Annotated in this window: 17 protein-coding genes; 10 read left to right on the forward strand and 7 right to left on the reverse strand. The window is 69.1% G+C overall.

The genetic code is table 11. The features are described from left to right. Nucleotides 1-145: 145 nt before the first annotated feature. Both mntR and K2X24_RS08780 read right to left on the reverse strand, forming a co-directional pair. Nucleotides 146-598, reverse strand: a complete 453-nt coding sequence (gene mntR, locus K2X24_RS08775; RefSeq protein ID WP_238280835.1) for a manganese-binding transcriptional regulator MntR — start codon at nt 596-598, stop codon at nt 146-148. 103 nt (nt 599-701) lie between these two features. Continuing rightward, nucleotides 702-1589 carry a LysR substrate-binding domain-containing protein gene (locus tag K2X24_RS08780; protein WP_292496871.1) on the reverse strand — a complete coding sequence of 296 codons (888 nt, stop codon included), beginning with the start codon at nt 1587-1589 and terminating at the stop codon, nt 702-704. 78 nt (nt 1590-1667) lie between these two features. Here K2X24_RS08780 and K2X24_RS08785 point away from each other — a divergent pair, with 78 nt between their 5' ends. From K2X24_RS08785 to lpdA, 7 genes are all read left to right on the forward strand, one after another. Next, the gene (locus tag K2X24_RS08785; RefSeq protein ID WP_292496873.1) at nt 1668-1979 is read left to right on the forward strand and encodes a septum formation initiator family protein; all 312 of its coding nucleotides are present in this window, start codon (nt 1668-1670) and stop codon (nt 1977-1979) included. Between the two features lie 142 nt (nt 1980-2121). Then, the gene (gene pdhA, locus K2X24_RS08790; protein WP_292496874.1) at nt 2122-3216 is read left to right on the forward strand and encodes a pyruvate dehydrogenase (acetyl-transferring) E1 component subunit alpha; all 1095 of its coding nucleotides are present in this window, start codon (nt 2122-2124) and stop codon (nt 3214-3216) included. A gap of 100 nt (nt 3217-3316) precedes the next feature. Beyond that, nucleotides 3317-4759: a pyruvate dehydrogenase complex E1 component subunit beta gene (locus K2X24_RS08795; RefSeq protein WP_292496876.1), complete on the forward strand. Its 1443-nt coding sequence runs from the start codon at nt 3317-3319 to the stop codon at nt 4757-4759. A 59-nt stretch (nt 4760-4818) separates the two neighbouring features. Continuing rightward, complete coding sequence (locus tag K2X24_RS08800) at nt 4819-5100, forward strand: DUF5076 domain-containing protein (RefSeq protein WP_243914569.1); 282 nt, start codon at nt 4819-4821, stop codon at nt 5098-5100. A gap of 45 nt (nt 5101-5145) precedes the next feature. Continuing rightward, entirely contained in the window at nt 5146-6618 is a 1473-nt protein-coding gene (locus K2X24_RS08805; RefSeq protein WP_292496879.1) for a pyruvate dehydrogenase complex dihydrolipoamide acetyltransferase, read from the forward strand. 184 nt (nt 6619-6802) lie between these two features. Further along, nucleotides 6803-7219: a DUF559 domain-containing protein gene (locus K2X24_RS08810; RefSeq protein WP_292496881.1), complete on the forward strand. Its 417-nt coding sequence runs from the start codon at nt 6803-6805 to the stop codon at nt 7217-7219. Between the two features lie 8 nt (nt 7220-7227). After that, nucleotides 7228-8667, forward strand: coding sequence for a dihydrolipoyl dehydrogenase (gene lpdA, locus K2X24_RS08815; RefSeq protein ID WP_292496883.1), 1440 nt, complete (start codon nt 7228-7230; stop codon nt 8665-8667). Between the two features lie 337 nt (nt 8668-9004). Here lpdA and K2X24_RS08820 read toward each other — a convergent pair whose 3' ends face one another. Continuing rightward, nucleotides 9005-9895, reverse strand: a complete 891-nt coding sequence (locus K2X24_RS08820; RefSeq protein WP_292496886.1) for an amino acid ABC transporter substrate-binding protein — start codon at nt 9893-9895, stop codon at nt 9005-9007. Between the two features lie 410 nt (nt 9896-10305). Here K2X24_RS08820 and K2X24_RS08825 point away from each other — a divergent pair, with 410 nt between their 5' ends. From K2X24_RS08825 to K2X24_RS08835, 3 genes are all read left to right on the forward strand, one after another. Further along, on the forward strand, nt 10306-10590 hold the full coding sequence (locus K2X24_RS08825) for a GlsB/YeaQ/YmgE family stress response membrane protein (protein ID WP_292496887.1): 285 nt from the start codon (nt 10306-10308) through the stop codon (nt 10588-10590). A 129-nt stretch (nt 10591-10719) separates the two neighbouring features. Then, on the forward strand, nt 10720-11682 hold the full coding sequence (lipA, locus tag K2X24_RS08830) for a lipoyl synthase (RefSeq protein ID WP_292496890.1): 963 nt from the start codon (nt 10720-10722) through the stop codon (nt 11680-11682). A 7-nt stretch (nt 11683-11689) separates the two neighbouring features. Continuing rightward, nucleotides 11690-12145: a type II toxin-antitoxin system RatA family toxin gene (locus K2X24_RS08835; RefSeq protein WP_292496892.1), complete on the forward strand. Its 456-nt coding sequence runs from the start codon at nt 11690-11692 to the stop codon at nt 12143-12145. Between the two features lie 3 nt (nt 12146-12148). Here K2X24_RS08835 and K2X24_RS08840 read toward each other — a convergent pair whose 3' ends face one another. The 4 genes from K2X24_RS08840 to K2X24_RS08855 all read right to left on the reverse strand — a co-directional run. Continuing rightward, the gene (locus tag K2X24_RS08840) at nt 12149-12481 is read right to left on the reverse strand and encodes a phosphotyrosine protein phosphatase (RefSeq protein ID WP_292496894.1); all 333 of its coding nucleotides are present in this window, start codon (nt 12479-12481) and stop codon (nt 12149-12151) included. A gap of 184 nt (nt 12482-12665) precedes the next feature. Next, the gene (locus K2X24_RS08845; RefSeq protein WP_292496896.1) at nt 12666-14453 is read right to left on the reverse strand and encodes an ABC transporter ATP-binding protein; all 1788 of its coding nucleotides are present in this window, start codon (nt 14451-14453) and stop codon (nt 12666-12668) included. Nucleotides 14454-14748: 295 nt separating this feature from the next. After that, nucleotides 14749-15252, reverse strand: a complete 504-nt coding sequence (locus K2X24_RS08850) for a CinA family protein (RefSeq protein ID WP_292496898.1) — start codon at nt 15250-15252, stop codon at nt 14749-14751. Next, nucleotides 15249-16505 (reverse strand): bifunctional 2-C-methyl-D-erythritol 4-phosphate cytidylyltransferase/2-C-methyl-D-erythritol 2,4-cyclodiphosphate synthase (locus tag K2X24_RS08855; RefSeq protein ID WP_292496900.1); only part of this gene is annotated, 1257 nt, incomplete at its 5' end. The genes K2X24_RS08855 and K2X24_RS08850, both read right to left, overlap by 4 nt.

A 16505-nucleotide genomic window follows, 5' to 3' on the forward strand; every position in this document is an offset into this window, starting at 1 on the left:
CGCGGGTCCCCTCTCCTTCGGGAGAGGGACAGGGTGAGGTGTGTGATCTTTCCGGAGATGGACCACACCTCACCCCAGCCCTCTCCTTTCAGGAGAGGGGGCGCGTCGCGCGCCGTCAGACCGAAGCATTCAAGCAAAAATTGGATCAGCCCATCCGCTCGGTGAAGAGCCGGAACGCCTCCAGGGTCTCGGCGCTGACATGGTGCTCGATGCCCTCGGCGTCGCGGCGCGCGATCTCGGGCCTGACGCCGAGGGCGCACAGGAACTGCTCGACGATGCGGTGGCGCTCGCGGCTCTGCACGGCCAGGGCCTGGCCCGCCTCGGTGAGGAACACGCCCCGGTAGGGCCGCTGCTGCACGAGGCCGTCCTCGGCCAGGCGCTTGAGCATCTTGGCGACGGTGGGCTGGGCGACGCCGAGCCGGGCCGCGATGTCGACCTGGCGGGCCTCGCCGCCGTCGCCGATCAGGTCGGCGATCAGCTCCACGTAATCTTCCACGAGTTCGAGGCGGCGCGCCTCGCGGGCCTGCCGGAAGCTTTCCACGTGGACGTCGGGGTCGACGAGGGCCGTATCGGGCGCGGAGGAGGTCGAATCCTGCATCTGGCCGGCGAACTCCCCCCGTTCGGCGCGCCGAACGGCGCCCGAGCCGGGTTGTAGCCAAGCGCGGCCCCGGATGGGAGCCCCCCGGGGCCCGAAAGCCGGATCAGCCCCGGAGTTGGGCCACGAAATCCCGCGTGAAGCGGGGCAGGGCGTCGAGGTCGCGCACGCAGATGGTGAGGTCGCGCAGGGCCCAGGCATCCTCCAGGGGCACGATCGCCAGCGGCATGGTGCGGGCCGCCCGCGCCGCCGTGGTCTCGGGCACGATGCCGAGGCCGACGTCGCAGGCCACCAGCCGGCAGATCGCGTCGAAGCTGCGCAGCTGCACCCGCAGCCGCATGGGCGGGCGCCCCGTGCGCGCGGCCTTGTCGGCGAGGAAGCGGGTCAGGGCGCTGGTCCGGTCGAGGCCGACCAGCGGGTGCTCGATCACCTCCGCGAAGGCTACGCAGGTCCGCCCCGCCAGGGGGTGCCCGGTCGCCGCCACCATGACGAAGCGGTCCTGCCGGAACGGATAGGTCTCCAGCGCGCCGGTATCGACGGTGCCGGCCACGATGCCGAGATCGGCCGAGCCCTCCGCCACCAGCCCCACGATCTCGTCCGAGGTCCGCTCCTCGATGTCGACACTGACGCCGGTCTGACGCGCCAGGAAGGCGCTCAGGACCTCGGGCAGGAATTCGGTGAGCGCGTTGGTGTTCGAGACGAGGCGGATCTGCCCCACCGTGCCGCCCGAGAACGCGGCCAGATCCTCCTGCATGCGGTCGATGCGCTCGAGGAGCCCGCGCGCATGGGCGAGGAGCGAGCGCCCCGCCGGCGTCGGCACCACGCCCTGGCGCCCGCGCGTGAGGAGTGCCGCCCCGAGGGTCTCCTCCATGGCGCGGATGCGCACGGAGGCGGCGGCCAGCGCGAGGTTGGCGCGCCCCGCGCCGTGGGTGATCGAGCCCGCCTCCACCACGTGCCGGAACAGCGAGAGGTCGACGAGGTCGAAGCGCATCATCGACGTGGGCCCTTCTGCATGGCGGTGTCTCCCCGCGGCGTCAGCACTTTCTTAACCCTGTGCGCGCATCCTGCCGGCATGGTGGTTCGTCGTCGCGTCCGTGCTGTCCTGATGCCCCTCGGCCTCTACGCCGTGTCGGGCCTCGTCGTGGGCTACTTCGTGCATCAGGCCGAGAGCGGCAACCGCGGCCTCGAGGCGAAGCGCGCCCTCAAGATCCAGGCGCGGGCGCTGAACCAGGAGCTCACGGCCGCCAAGGCCGACCGAGCGATCTGGGAGCACCGCGTCGCCCTCCTGCGCAGCGAGCAGATCGACCGCGACCTGCTGGAGGAGCGCGCCCGCGTCATGCTCGGCCGCGTCCACGCCAACGACGTCGTGATCATCGATCCGTAAGGCCGCCCAGAGGGCAAAACCCTTCGCCGACGCAGGGGCTTCGCAACTGACAACTTCCCCGTTCTGTCGGGCCGGCGGCCTCGCTTTCCCCGGAGGCGTGCCCTAGAACCCCGGGTGAACAGATGGTCCCGGGGAGTTGCCGATGGATGCCGCGAAGGATGCAGGCCAAGCCGCCTCCGATACGAGCCGGGCGGGAGCCAAGCGCTCCGCGGGGGCGAAGTCCGGAGGTGCGGCCGAGACCCACGCGCCGGCCCCGAACGCGCCGCAGTTCACCCGTGAGGAAGATCTCCACGCCTATCACGAGATGCTGCTGATCCGGCGCTTCGAGGAGAAGGCCGGCCAGCTCTACGGCATGGGCCTGATCGGCGGTTTCTGCCACCTCTATATCGGCCAGGAAGCCGTCGTGATCGGCATGCAGATGGCCTCCGTCGAGGGCGATCAGGTCATCACCGGCTACCGTGACCACGGCCACATGCTGGCCTGCGGCATGGACCCGAAGGGCGTGATGGCCGAATTGACCGGTCGGCGCGGCGGCTACAGTCGCGGCAAGGGGGGCTCGATGCACATGTTCAGCCGCGAGAAGCAGTTCTTCGGCGGTCACGGCATCGTCGGCGCCCAGGTCTCCCTCGGCACCGGGCTCGCCTTCGCCGACGCCTACCGGAAGAACGGCAACGTCAGCCTGACCTACATGGGCGACGGCGCCGCCAACCAGGGCCAGGTCTACGAGAGCTTCAACATGGCGCAGCTCTGGAAGCTGCCCGTGGTCTACGTGATCGAGAACAACCGCTACGCCATGGGCACGTCGGTCGCCCGTGCCTCGGCCCAGACCGACTTCTCCAAGCGCGGCATCTCGTTCGGCATCCCCGGCGAGCAGGTGGACGGCATGGATGTCCGCACCGTGCGTGAGGCCGCGACCCGGGCGATCGAGCACGCCCGGTCAGGCCAGGGCCCCTACATCCTCGAGATGCAGACCTACCGCTATCGCGGTCACTCGATGTCCGACCCGGCCAAGTACCGGACCAAGGACGAAGTCTCGAAGATGCGCGAGGAGCACGACCCCATCGAGATGGTGCGCAAGCGCCTGATCGAGATGCACGGCGTGCCCGAGGCCGATCTCAAGGCCACCGACGCGAAGGTGCGCGAGACCGTGAACGAATCCGCCGAGTTCGCCACGCACGATCCCGAGCCGGATCCGGCCGAGCTGTGGACCGACATCCTGCTGGAAGCCCGCGCCTGAGCCCCATCACGCGCCGGAGGCCGGGCGCGCACGCCGCGCCAGCGGCTGCGCCCCTGCCTCCGACGGGCTGACCGCCTCATCCTCGATCGACGAGTATTTCATGGCGACCGACATCCTGATGCCCGCCCTCTCTCCGACCATGGAGGAGGGCAAGCTCTCGAAGTGGCTGAAGAAAGCGGGTGATCCGGTCAAATCCGGGGACGTGCTGGCCGAGATCGAGACCGACAAGGCGACCATGGAGGTCGAGGCCATCGACGAGGGCGTGCTCGCCAAGATCCTGGTCGAGGAAGGCACCGAGGGCGTGAAGGTCAACACGCCGATCGCCATCATCGCGGCCGAGGGCGAGGACGTCTCGGCGGCTTCCGCCGGCGGCGGCACCCCGAAGCCGGAGGCCTCCGCCCAACCCGCCCCGGCGCCCGACATGCAGGCCGAGGGCCAGGCGGAGAAGCCCGCCCCGAGCGCCAAGACCGGCGAAGACGCGCCGAAGGCCCCGGCGGCGCCCGCCACCATCACCAACAAGGCGCCCGCGCCGGTGATGGAGGAATTTCCGAAGGGCACCGAGATGGTCACCACGACCGTCCGCGAGGCCCTGCGCGACGCGATGGCCGAGGAGATGCGCCGGAGCGACGACGTCTTCGTGATGGGCGAGGAGGTCGCCGAGTACCAGGGCGCCTACAAGATCACGCAGGGGCTGCTGCAGGAATTCGGGGCGCGGCGGGTGGTCGACACCCCGATCACCGAGCACGGCTTCGCCGGCATCGGCGTCGGCGCGGCCTTCACGGGCCTGCGGCCCATCGTCGAGTTCATGACCTTCAACTTCGCCATGCAGGCGATCGACCACATCATCAACTCGGCGGCCAAGACCCTCTACATGTCCGGCGGCCAGCTCGGCTGCCCCATCGTGTTCCGCGGCCCCAACGGCGCGGCCGCCCGCGTCGGCGCGCAGCACAGCCACGACTACTCGGCCTGGTACTCCAACGTGCCCGGCCTCAAGGTCATCGCGCCCTACACCGCCTCGGACGCCAAGGGCCTGCTGAAGGCCGCGATCCGCGACCCGAACCCGGTCATCTTCCTCGAAAACGAGATCCTGTACGGCCAGAGCTTCCCGGTGCCGAAGCTCGACGACTTCGTGCTGCCCATCGGCAAGGCGCGCATCCACCGCACCGGCAAGGACGTGACCATCGTGTCGTTCTCGATCGGCATGACCTACGCCCTCAAGGCGGCGCAGGCGCTGGCCGAGGAGGGCATCGAGGCGGAGGTGATCGACCTGCGCACCCTGCGCCCGATGGACACCGACACGGTGGTGGAATCGGTGAAGAAGACGGGCCGCTGCGTCACCGTCGAGGAGGGCTTTCCGCAATCGGGTATCGGCGCCGAGATCTCGGCCCGGCTGATGGTCGACGCCTTCGACTACCTCGACGCCCCCGTCCTGCGCGTCACCGGCAAGGATGTGCCGATGCCGTATGCGGCCAACCTCGAGAAGCTGGCGCTGCCCAACGTCGCAGAGGTCATCGAGGCGGTGAAGGCGGTCTGCTACCGCTGAGGCCCGCACGCGTTCACCTCCAACTCTCCCCCTGCCGGGGAGAGACCGGAGACGAGATGATGACCCAGAAATTCGAAGAACTTTCCGCCCCGCCGGATGCCATCGAGAACGGTGGCATCGAGGTGCTTCGCGCCAGCGTCGTCGACGGCGCGGTGAGCATCGCCCTGCGCCGGTCCTTCGACGATCCAGCGACCTGGGGCCGTCTTCTGGCCGACCTCGCCCGCCAGGCGGCGCGGGTCTACGCGCTGGAGACGGAGATGGCCGAGGACGAAGCCTTCGCGCGCATCAGCGCCGGCTTCGAAGCCGAGAGCCTCGACCCCGACGCCCCGATTCTGAACTGACCGCCGCCCCCCGACCTAGCCCGCTGACGATCAGGATTTCACCCCATGCCGATCAACGTCCTGATGCCCGCCCTGTCGCCCACGATGGAGAAGGGCAACCTCGCCAAGTGGCTCAAGAAGGAGGGGGATGCGGTGAAATCCGGCGACGTGCTCGCCGAGATCGAGACCGACAAGGCGACGATGGAGGTCGAGGCCATCGACGAGGGCGTGCTCGCCAAGATCCTGGTGGCCGAGGGCACGGCCGACGTGCCGGTGAACGACCTCATCGCGATCATCGCGGCGGACGGCGAGGACCCGGCCAGCATCCAGGCCCCGGGCGGCGCCGAAGCTCCCAAGGCCGAGGCTCCCAAGACCGAGGCTCCCAAGACCGAAGCCCCGAGGGCGGACGCCAGGGCCGAGGCTTCCGCCGAGAACGCGACCCCAGGCGGCGGGACGATGTCCTACGCCCGCGTCGACGCGGCGCCGGACGGCGCGAAGCCCGATCGCGGCAAGGGCGCGGAGACTGCCGGCGCCGCGTCGGCCCCCGGGGCCGAGGGTGGGCGCGTCTTCGCCTCGCCGCTGGCCCGCCGCATCGCCAAGCAGGAGGGCGTCGACCTGGCGGTGGTGACAGGCTCCGGCCCCCGTGGCCGGGTGATCGAGCGCGACGTGCGCGCGGCGCTCGCCGCCGGTACCGGCAAGGCCCCCCCGGCTGCCGCGCCGAAGCCCGCCGAAGCCGCGCAGCCCGCCGGAGCCCCGAAGGCCGCCCCGGTGCCGGCCGCTCCGCCCAAGGCCAGCGGGCTCACCACGGATCAGGTCCGGGGCTTCTACGCCAAGGGCACCTACGAGGAAGTGCCCCTCGACGGCATGCGCAAGACCATCGCCAAGCGCCTCACCGAGGCGATGCAGGTGGCCCCACACTTCTACCTGACGGTGGATTGCGAGCTCGATGCGCTGATGGCCCTGCGCGAGCAGCTGAACAAGAGCGCCGGTACGACCAAGGACGGCAAGCCGCTGTTCAAGCTCTCGGTGAACGATTTCGTCATCAAGGCGATGGGCCTCGCCCTGATGCGGGTGCCGGCGGCGAATGCCGTCTGGGCCGAGGACCGCATCTTGCGCTTCGACAACGCCGAGGTCGGCGTGGCGGTGGCCATCGACGGCGGCCTGTTCACGCCCGTCATCCGCCGGGCCGACCAGAAGACGGTCTCCACCATCTCCAACGAGATGAAGGACTTCGCGGCCCGCGCACGAGCCAAGAAGCTGAAGCCCGAGGAATACCAGGGCGGCGTCACCTCGGTGTCCAACCTCGGCATGTTCGGCATCAAGCACTTCACGGCGGTGATCAACCCGCCGCAATCCTCGATCCTCGCGGTGGGTGCGGGCGAGAAGCGCGTCGTGGTGCGGGACGGGGCCCCCGCCGTCGCGCAGGTCATGACCGCGACGCTGTCCTGCGACCACCGGGTGCTCGACGGGGCGCTCGGCGCCGAGCTGATCTCGGCGTTCAAGGCGCTGATCGAGAACCCGATGGGGATGCTGGTGTGAGCGACACATCGAGCCGCGCGCACCTCTCCTCCCCCTTGCGGGGAGGAGCCGGAGGTGGGGGTGGGGTCGGATGGATCGGTCACGGTGCCTTCTGCACCACCCCCACCCTGACCCTCCCCGCAAGGGGGAGGGAAGCGCTTGGTCGATGGGCCGTCGCGCGGGCGGACACGGGTGGACATCGGTGATGTCCTGGAACGAGCATTCCAGGAAAGCGATCACACCACGCGCGGCGTCGCATGCGAACATCCTTCGCACGAGCATGACGGAACCCGAGAAGCGGCTCTGGTGGCATCTCCGGCATCGTCTTTCCCTCGCACGATCGCACTTTCGGCGTCAGGTCGCGCTCGGTCCCTACGTTGCCGATTTCTGCTGCCTGGCTGAACGACTGATCGTCGAGGTCGATGGCGGACATCACACACACGCACGTGAAGTCGATTATGATTCGCGGCGCGACGCCTACCTGAACGAGAGCGGCTACCGGGTCCTGCGCGTCACGAACACCGACGTGATGCAGCGGGTCGACGACGTCCTCGAGACGGTCCACGCCGCCCTCGCGATCATCCCATCCCCGACCCATGGCCCCGCCGAACGCGGGGCGTAGGAGCGCACATGGCCGATACCTATGACATCCTCATCATCGGAGCCGGCCCCGGCGGCTACGTGGCGGCGATCCGGGCGGCACAGCTCGGCTTCAAGACCGCCGTGGTGGACCGCGAGCATCTCGGCGGCATCTGCCTGAACTGGGGCTGCATCCCCACCAAGGCGCTGCTGCGCTCGGCCGAGATCTATCACTACATGCAGCACGCCGCCGATTACGGGCTGTCGGCCGAGAAGGTCGGGTTCGACACGGCCGCCATCGTCAAGCGCTCGCGCGGGGTCTCGACCCGGCTGAACGGCGGCGTCGGCATGCTGCTGAAGAAGAACAAGGTCGACGTGATCTGGGGGGAGGCCACCATCACGGCGGCCGCCAAGGGCAACCAGCCGGGCCAGGTCACGGTCAAGGAGACCACCCGCGCGCCGGCCCCGAAGGGCGCCCTGGCGGCGGGCGCGTATTCCGCCAAGCACATCATCGTGGCCACCGGCGCGCGGCCCCGCGCGATCCCGGGCATCGAGCCCGACAAAAAGCAGATCTGGACCTATTACGAGGCCATGGTGCCGGAGACGATGCCGAAATCGCTCCTCGTCATGGGCTCGGGCGCCATCGGCATCGAGTTCGCCTCGTTCTACCGCACCATGGGCGCCGAGGTGACGGTGATCGAGCTCCTGCCGCAGATCCTGCCGGTGGAGGATGCGGAGATCGCCGGGCTGGCCCGCAAGCGCTTCGAGAAGCAGGGCATCAAGATCCTCACGGGCGCCAAGGTGACGAAGGTGGAGAAATCCGCCGCCGCCGTCACGGCGACCATCGAGACCGGCGACGGCAAGTCCCAGCAGCTCAGCGCCGAGAAGCTGATCTCGGCGGTGGGCGTCGTCGGCAACATCGAGGGGATCGGCCTCGATAAACTCGGCGTCGCGATCGAGCGCGGGATCGTGGTCACCGACGGCTTGGGGCGGACCAACGTGCCGGGGATCTACGCCATCGGCGACGTCGCCGGTCCGCCCATGCTCGCCCACAAGGCCGAGCACGAGGGCGTGCTCTGCGTCGAGACGATCAAGGGGCTGCACACCCACGCCATGGACAAGGCCAAGATCCCCGGTTGCACCTATTGCCAGCCGCAGATCGCGAGCGTGGGGCTCACCGAGGCCAAGGCCAAGGAGCAGGGTTTTTCGGTCAAGGTCGGCCGCTTCCCCTTCGCGGGCAACGGCAAGGCCATCGCGCTCGGCGAGCCGGACGGCCTCGTGAAAACCGTCTTCGACGCCAAGACCGGCCAGCTCCTCGGCGCCCACATGGTCGGCGCCGAAGTCACCGAGCTGATCCAGGGCTACGTCGTCGCCATGAACCTGGAGACCACCGAGGAAGACCTGATGCACACGGTCTTCCCGCACCCGACGCTCAGCGAGATGATGCACGAGAGCGTGCTGGATGCGTATGGCAAGGTGATCCACACCTAATCGTAAAACCGCATCCGAAACAAAGGCTTAGGGGTACCGACGCTCACGTGAATCGATCCTTCGGACAATGATCCGTTCGGCCGCGTCAGACTGGTTCATGCCCCTTCGCGCGCGGCACGCGTGACCGGTTCTCGTCGAGGGCCGAAACACGCCGGAGATCGGAAGCCTCACGACGGCGAATGTGTGAGCGGCGACCGACCCGTATGGAGCCGCGATGTCGTCGGCTTCTCCCGTCGACGGGTTGATCCCGGAAAGGTCCGGCGGAAGCGGACGCTCCGTGTGGAATGAGATCGGTTCGCACCTCCCGCCGACCAGCCGGTTCGGCGGGAAGGGTCGCTCATTCGGGAATGGCCTGCAGCGCGAAACCCGCCTTCAGCAATGGGCTGAGCGGGACAGACATCGGGTCGAACCACTTGGCGTAGAGACGTGCGGCATCGCCCGAACGGAAAACCCCCGCGAGCGCTTTCGTGACGACCAAGCGGAATTCCGGATCATCACGGCGGAACATGATCCCGTAGGGATCGTAGGTGAGAAACCGGCCCGTCACCTCGAGTTCGCTGTGCTTGGGGGACTTCGAGAGCAAACCGAAGAGAACGATGTCGTCCGTCGCAAACGCATCCGACCTCCGCGTTTCGAGGGTCGCGAGACCTTCGGCATAGTCCTTCACGCTCAGAACGGCCGCGCGTTCGACAATCCCGTTGTCGACGAGCGCCTTGACGGCTTTTTCGTTTGTCGAACCGCCGACGACGGCGATTGTTCTACCGACAAGATTTTCGATCTCCTTGATGCCGTCCCGTTTCCAAGTCAGCAAACGTGTCCCGGTCGTGAAGAAAACCGCCGAGAAATCGACTTGCTGCTGACGGGCGAGCGTATTCGTCGTGGATCCGCATTCGAGGTCGACATGGCCATCCACGACCATCCGAATTCGATTCTGAGGATTGACCGCGACATATCGCACGGCAATCTCGGAACGTTGCAGTGCGGCCCTCACTTCATCGACGATCTTGAGACATAGATCGACGGAATATCCCACCGGCCGCTTGTTTTCATCGAGATAGGAAAACGGAATCGACGCTTCGCGGTGCCCGATGACGATGGATCCGGCCTCCTTGACCTTCCTGAGCGTCCCACTCAGATCTTCGGATCGCGCCGATTTCTGCAAAGATCCCGATACGGCAAGCAGGGCGATGCCTATCACGAAACAACGAACTTGTTTTCGATAGGACATCTCTGCCTCCTCAAGCATTTTGGTATTGAGGTTTGCTCTGAGACCAATTGCTCAAATCGGCCTTGCGCTGGATCAAATCGATACGAAGGCGATGTCATCCGCCGCACACGAACTGAATCACTGATGACGTCGATGGCAGCGCATTCGGGATCGAGCGCGGCAAGCACGACCTTCTCGGTTCCTGAGATTGGGGTGGGATACGCTTCGATAGGCATGTCCCGAAGGTCGCCATCGGCGTTGCTGACGAATGGCCCGAAGCGGACTTTCCGAGGGTCGATCGCGCAAGCCCGAAACGCGCGTCGCAAAGATGTCGCGGGAGATCCGGCGCGCGCGGTTGAATCCGAACGGCGCCAAAGGCATCTGAGCCCGCTGGGGGATGCGGGCCGGGACCCGCTCTGGGGAGAATCACGATGGACGGACACGTCTACGGCGCCATGGGTCAACCCGGCGTCGGCTTTCTGATGGCGATCGTGATCGGGGCGCTGGCGGGATGGCTCGCCGAGCGGTTCACGGCGGCGAATATGGGGCTCATCGCCAACATCGTGATGGGCATCCTCGGCGGCCTGCTCGGCAACTACCTCGCGCACAAGCTGCACATCCCGGTCTTCGGGTTCTGGCGCAACCTGATCTCGGCGACGGTGGGCGCCGTCATCATCATCACCATCTACCGGGCGATCGCCGGGCGCCGATACTGATCGATAGGGCGCCTGACGAACCGTGCCCCCTGTCGCGCCATCCCGTCGCGGCGGGTTTGCGGTCGCGGGCGTCACGGCTTAAGTCGTTGACACGCGCCGGCGTCTCCCGGGCGAATCCCGTGGATTGTCATGGCCGTCGTCCTCGACCTCCTTCGCAACGATCAGCGTCCGCGCCACCCCGAGAAGGCGCACCGGCCCGACAAGCCGATCCAGCGCAAGCCCGACTGGATCCGCGTGAAGGCGCCGGGCTCCAAGGGCTGGGAGGACACGCGCAAGATCGTGCACGAGCACGGTCTCGTCACGGTCTGCGAGGAGGCGGGCTGCCCCAACATCGGTGAGTGCTGGGAGAAGAAGCACGCCACCTTCATGATCATGGGCGACACCTGCACGCGGGCCTGCGCCTTCTGCAACGTGCGCACCGGCCTGCCGGAGGGCCTCGATGCGGGTGAGCCCGACAAGGTCGCGGATTCGGTGGCCAAGCTCGGCCTGCACCACGTCGTCATCACCTCGGTGGACCGCGACGATCTCGGCGATGGCGGCGCCGAGCACTTCGCCCGCACCATCCGGGCGATCCGGGCGCGCAGCCCCGCCACCACCATCGAGGTGCTGACCCCGGACTTCCTGCGCAAACCCGGCGCCCTCGAAGTCGTGGTCGCGGCCCGGCCCGACGTGTTCAACCACAACATGGAGACGGTACCGGGCAACTACCTCACGGTCCGCCCGGGCGCGCGCTACTTCCATTCGGTGCGTCTGCTCCAGCGGGTCAAGGAACTCGACCCGACCATCTTCACCAAGTCGGGCATCATGGTGGGCCTCGGCGAGGAGCGGAACGAGGTCGTGCAGCTCATGGACGACCTGCGCTCGGCCGATGTCGACTTCCTGACCATCGGCCAGTATCTCCAGCCGACCAAGAAGCACCACGAGGTGGTGCGCTTCGTGCCCCCGGACGAGTTCAAGGGCCTGGAGACCACCGCCTACACCAAGGGCTTCCTTCTCGTCTCGGCGACGCCCCTGACCCGCTCCTCCCACCACGCCGGTGAGGATTTCGCAAAGCTGAAAGCGGCCCGTCTCGCCCGCATCGCCAACGCCTAGAGTCTCGATGCCCTCATTCCGGATCAACCGCGCGGTGCGGCACTCGCCGCGCCAGATGTACGACCTCGTGGCCGACGTGGAGCGCTACCCGGATTTCCTGCCGCTGTGCGAATCCCTGCGCGTGCTCCGGCGCCAGCCGGGAGCGGACAGCACGGAGGTGCTCGTGGCCGAGATGGGCGTCGGCTACAAGGCGATCCGCGAGCGCTTCACCACCCGCGTCACCCTCGATCCCGAGAATCTGCGCATCGTGGCCGAATACATCGACGGCCCGTTCCGCCACTTGGAGAACCGCTGGAACTTCAAGGCGGGCGACGGCGGGGGCTGCACGGTCGACTTCTTCATCACCTACGAATTCAAGAGCCGCACCCTCGGCATGCTCATGGGCACGATGTTCGACCGGGCCTTCCGCAAGTTCACCGACGCCTTCGAGGCGCGGGCGAACCGGGTCTACGGCGCCGCCTGAACGTCAGCGCAGGTGCGGCGTCACGCGGGCGCGCAACAGCCGCACGAGATCCGGGTCCATGAAGCCATAGACGTCGGGGATGTCGAGGCAAACGAGGCGCGCGTGCTTCAGGCTCGCGCGGAAGCGGCGCTGCAGCAGCGCCCGGTGCCGGTTCTCCATCACCACGATCAGATCGGCCCAGGCGAGCCACTCCGCCGAGACCGGCTCGTCGGCCGCGGCATCCGTCCCCGCCGAGGCGACCTCCAGATCGGGCCAGTCCGAGAACACCTGCTCGGCGGTCGGGCTGCGCAGCCGGTTTCGGCTGCACACGAAGAGCACGCGCCGCGCGCGTTTCACGCCAGCTCCGGTTGATCGCTTCGGTCGTCTTGGTCGGGACGGGCCCCCTCTCCCGTTTGGGAGAGGGTTGGGGTGAGGGGCGTGCCCCATCCGGAAAGGTCACACACCTCTCCCCAACCCTTTCCTTCCAGGAGAGGGAGCACGGAGCGCGCACGCAGACCGAAGCCATCGACCGAAAACAGTATCACGCCTTCACCACCCCGCCGGCCTGGCGCTCGAACAGGGCGCGGTAGCGCCCCTCCGGCCGGACCAGCAGGTCGTCGTGGCTGCCGTCCTCCACGATGCGGCCGCTCTCGAAGACGAGGATGCGGTCGAGGGCCCGCACGGTGGAGAGCCGGTGCGCGATGACGATGGCCGTGCGCCCGCGCATCAGGCGCTCCATCGCCTCCTGGATCAGCGCCTCCGATTCCGAATCGAGGCTCGAGGTGGCCTCGTCGAGGATCAGGATCGGCGCATCGGCCAGGAAGGCACGGGCGAGCGCCACCCGCTGGCGTTCGCCGCCCGAGAGCTTGACGCCGCGCTCACCCACCAGGGTGGCGTAGCCCTGGGGCAGGCGGGCGATGAAGTCGTGCGCGTTGGCGAGGCGCGCGGCGCGCGCGATCGCCTCCGCCGAAGCGCCGGGGCGCGCATACGCGATGTTCTCGGCCAGCGACCGGTGAAACAGCACCGGCTCCTGGGGCACGATGGCGATGTGCGCGCGCAACGACGCTTGCGTCACCCCGGACACGTCGCGCCCGTCGATGCGGATGCAGCCCCCGGTGACGTCGTAGAGGCGCTGCACCAGCTTGACGAAGGTGGTCTTGCCCGAGCCCGAGCGGCCGACGAGGCCGACCCGCTGCCCGGCCGGGATGTGCACCGAGAGGTCGCGGTAGAGGGGCGTCTCGTGCCCGGCATAGTGGAAGGTCACGTGCTCGAACCGCAGGTCGCCGTTCGTCGCGGCGAGCGCCGTGGCGCCCGGCCGATCGGCGACGCCGTAGGGCTCGGCCTCGAGGGCGACGAGTTCCTCCATCTCGTTGACGCCCCGCTGGACCCGGTTGATGTGGCTGCCGATGTCGCGCAGGTAGCCGTGCACCACGAAGTAGGTGGTCAGCACGTAGGCGACGTCGCCGGGGCTCGCCGCCCCCGTCCACCAGAGCCAGAGCGCCGTGCCCACGATGGCGGTGCGCAGCACCAGGAGCAGCGCGAACTGCGCCGTGATGCTCCAGGTGATCCGCATCCAGGTCCGGTGGGTGCGCCGGTTCCACTTGCCGAGCAGCCGGGCGAGGCGCGCATCCTCACGGGCCTCGGCCCCGAAGGCCTTCACCACCGCGTTGGCGCCGACGGCGTCGCTGAGCGCACCGCCGAGGCGCGAATCCCAGACGTTGGAGAGCTGGGCCGCGGGCGCGATGACCCGGGTTGCGAGCATCACCACGATGCCGAGATAGACCAGCGAGCCGAGGCCGATCACCAGCCCCATCACGGGCCATTGCAGGCCGAGCAGGATCATGGTGCCGAGGAGCACCGTGAAGGCCGGCAGCAGTTCCAGCAGCAGCGTGTCGTTCAGCCCTTCGAGGGCCCACATGCCGCGCGAGACCTTGCGCACGGTGGAGCCCGCGAAGCTGTTGGCGTGCCAGTCGGTCGAGAGGCGCTGGACCCGGTGGAAGCCGGCCTGCGCCACCGCCTGCATGGTCGAGAGGGTCAGCGGTACGACCAGGGCCCAGGCCACGTGGCGCAGGCCCAGGGTGATGAGGCCAAGCCCGGCCATCGCCGCGAAGGCGAGAAGGGCATCCCCGCGCGCCGCCATGCGGTCGGCGACCGAGAGCGCGTCGACCAGCAGTCCGGCGAACAGGGGCAGGAACACGTCGCCGAGGGTCGCGCCGACGATCGCCGCGACGACACCGGCGACGAGGGGGAGGCGCGTCCGCCACTGGCGGACGAGGAAGGCGAGGACGGCCCGGTAGGCCTCCGCGCCGTGCAGGCGGTCGAGGAGCATGGATGCGATCACGGCGCGGAGCGGGCGCCGACTCCGTGGACGGCGCGGACGCGCGGGCGACCGGCCGAGGATTCAAAGAGGTGCGGGGAGGGGACGGGCGCGGCGCGCTCGGGCGCGCGGCGGCGTCAGGCCGGCAGGCGCGAAGAGCGCGGGCGGGCGGGCAGATGCGCGGAGCGCGGACGGACTGAGGAGGCGAACGATACCGATGTCATGCAGCCTCCCCAATGGATCGCGGGCGAACCCGGCGCGCAACGACGCGCCGTGATTCGGAACCTGACGATCGAGCGTGTCGGTTTCAAGACGTCGGTACGAGGACCGATTCGAGCAGACCCAGCGCATCGCCCACCGCCTGCCGGCGGATCTCGGTGCGGCCGAGATCGCCGTAGCGACGCTCGAGGTGGCGTACCCCCGCGCCCTTCGCGGCCAGGCCGAAATGCACGAGGCCGACCGGCTTGTCCGCGCTGCCGCCGCCGGGACCGGCGATGCCCGTGATGGCCACGGCGACATCGGCCCGCGCGTGCGACAGGGCGCCCTCGGCCATGGCGCGGGCGACGTCCATGCTCACCGCGCCCTGCGCCGCGATGAGGTCGGCGGGCACGCCGAGGCACTCGGCCTTCGCGGCGTTCGAGTAGGTGACGAAGCCGCGCTCGACCACCGCCGAGGAGCCGGGGATCGCGGTGAGCAGTCCGGCGACGAGGCCGCCGGTGCAAGATTCGGCCGTGGCGACCGTCAGCCCCGCCGCCGCGTAGGCGGCGACGAGCGCCTCCGCACGGGCGAGCAGGGCGGGATCGTCGATCACGCGCGGCGCTCGGCCGTCTCGTCGGCGGCGTTCAGGGGGGCGGCCTCCGGCAGCCGCACGGTCGCGGCGGCCTGGGCGGCGAGGCCCTCGGCGCGGCCGACGAAGCCGAGCTTCTCGGTGGTGGTCGCCTTGATCGAGACCGAACTCAGCGGCACGCCCGCGATCTCGGCGATGCGGGCGCGGATCGCCTCCCGATGGGCGCCGATCCGGGGCGCTTCGGCCAGGACCGTGATGTCGAGATGGTCGATCTTGCCGCCGCGCGCCCGCACCAGCTCCACCGCGTGCGCCAGGAAGCGATCGGACGAGGCGCCGCGCCACTGCTCGTCGCTCGGCGGGAAGTGCGTGCCGATATCGCCGTCCGCGATGGCGCCGAGGAGCGCGTCGGTGAGGGCGTGCAGGGCCACGTCGCCGTCGGAATGGGCCAGCACGCCCCGGTCGGCGGGGATCTTCACGCCGCCGAGCCAGACATGGTCGCCTTCCGTGAAGGCGTGGACGTCGAAGCCGGTGCCGAGGCGGGTGACGTAGGTGGTCATGGGATGGGCCTCGCTCAGGGCGTCGGGGGTTTGGCCGGAGAAGCCGCGATCGGCCTCGATCAGGTCGGCCGGCTGGGTGATCTTGCGGTTGCGCGGGTCGCCCTCGAACACGACGACGGCGAGGCCGGCCCATTCGGCGAGGGCCCCGTCGTCGGTGAAGGCGTGGAGATCGGCTCCTGCCGCCCGGCGGTGGGCGTCGCGCAAGGGGCCGTAGGCGAAGGACTGGGGCGTCTGCACGGCGCGGAGATGCTCGCGCGCCGGCGTCTCGCGAACCCGCCCGGTGCCGTCGCCGAGATCCTCCACCACCTTGATGGTGTCGGTGACGGCGATGCCCGGCACGGCGGCGCCGTGGTCGCGCCCGGCCACCAGCGCACGCTCAATCAGCGCGCGGTCCACGTGTGGGCGGGCGGCGTCGTGGACGAGAACGAGGTCCGGCGCGTCCGCGCCGTCCAGGGCCTCGAGCCCGGCGCGGACCGATTGCTGCCGGGTGGCCCCGCCGGGGACCGGCTCGGCGAGCTTGTCCCGGGTCGCGGCGTCGAGGTCGTCGAGGCAGGCGCGGTAGAAGTCGGCGGCGTCCGGCGCGATCACGGGCTGGATGCGGGCGATGCCCGGATGGGCGGCCAGGGCCGCCAGCGTCCGGGTCAGCACGGCCTGGCCGCCGACGCGGCGGTACTGCTTCGGGGTGTCGCCGCCGATGCGGATACCGCGACCGGCCGCGAC

It is taken from the genome of Methylobacterium sp. (genome assembly GCF_019750675.1).
GTDB lineage: Bacteria > Pseudomonadota > Alphaproteobacteria > Rhizobiales > Beijerinckiaceae > Methylobacterium.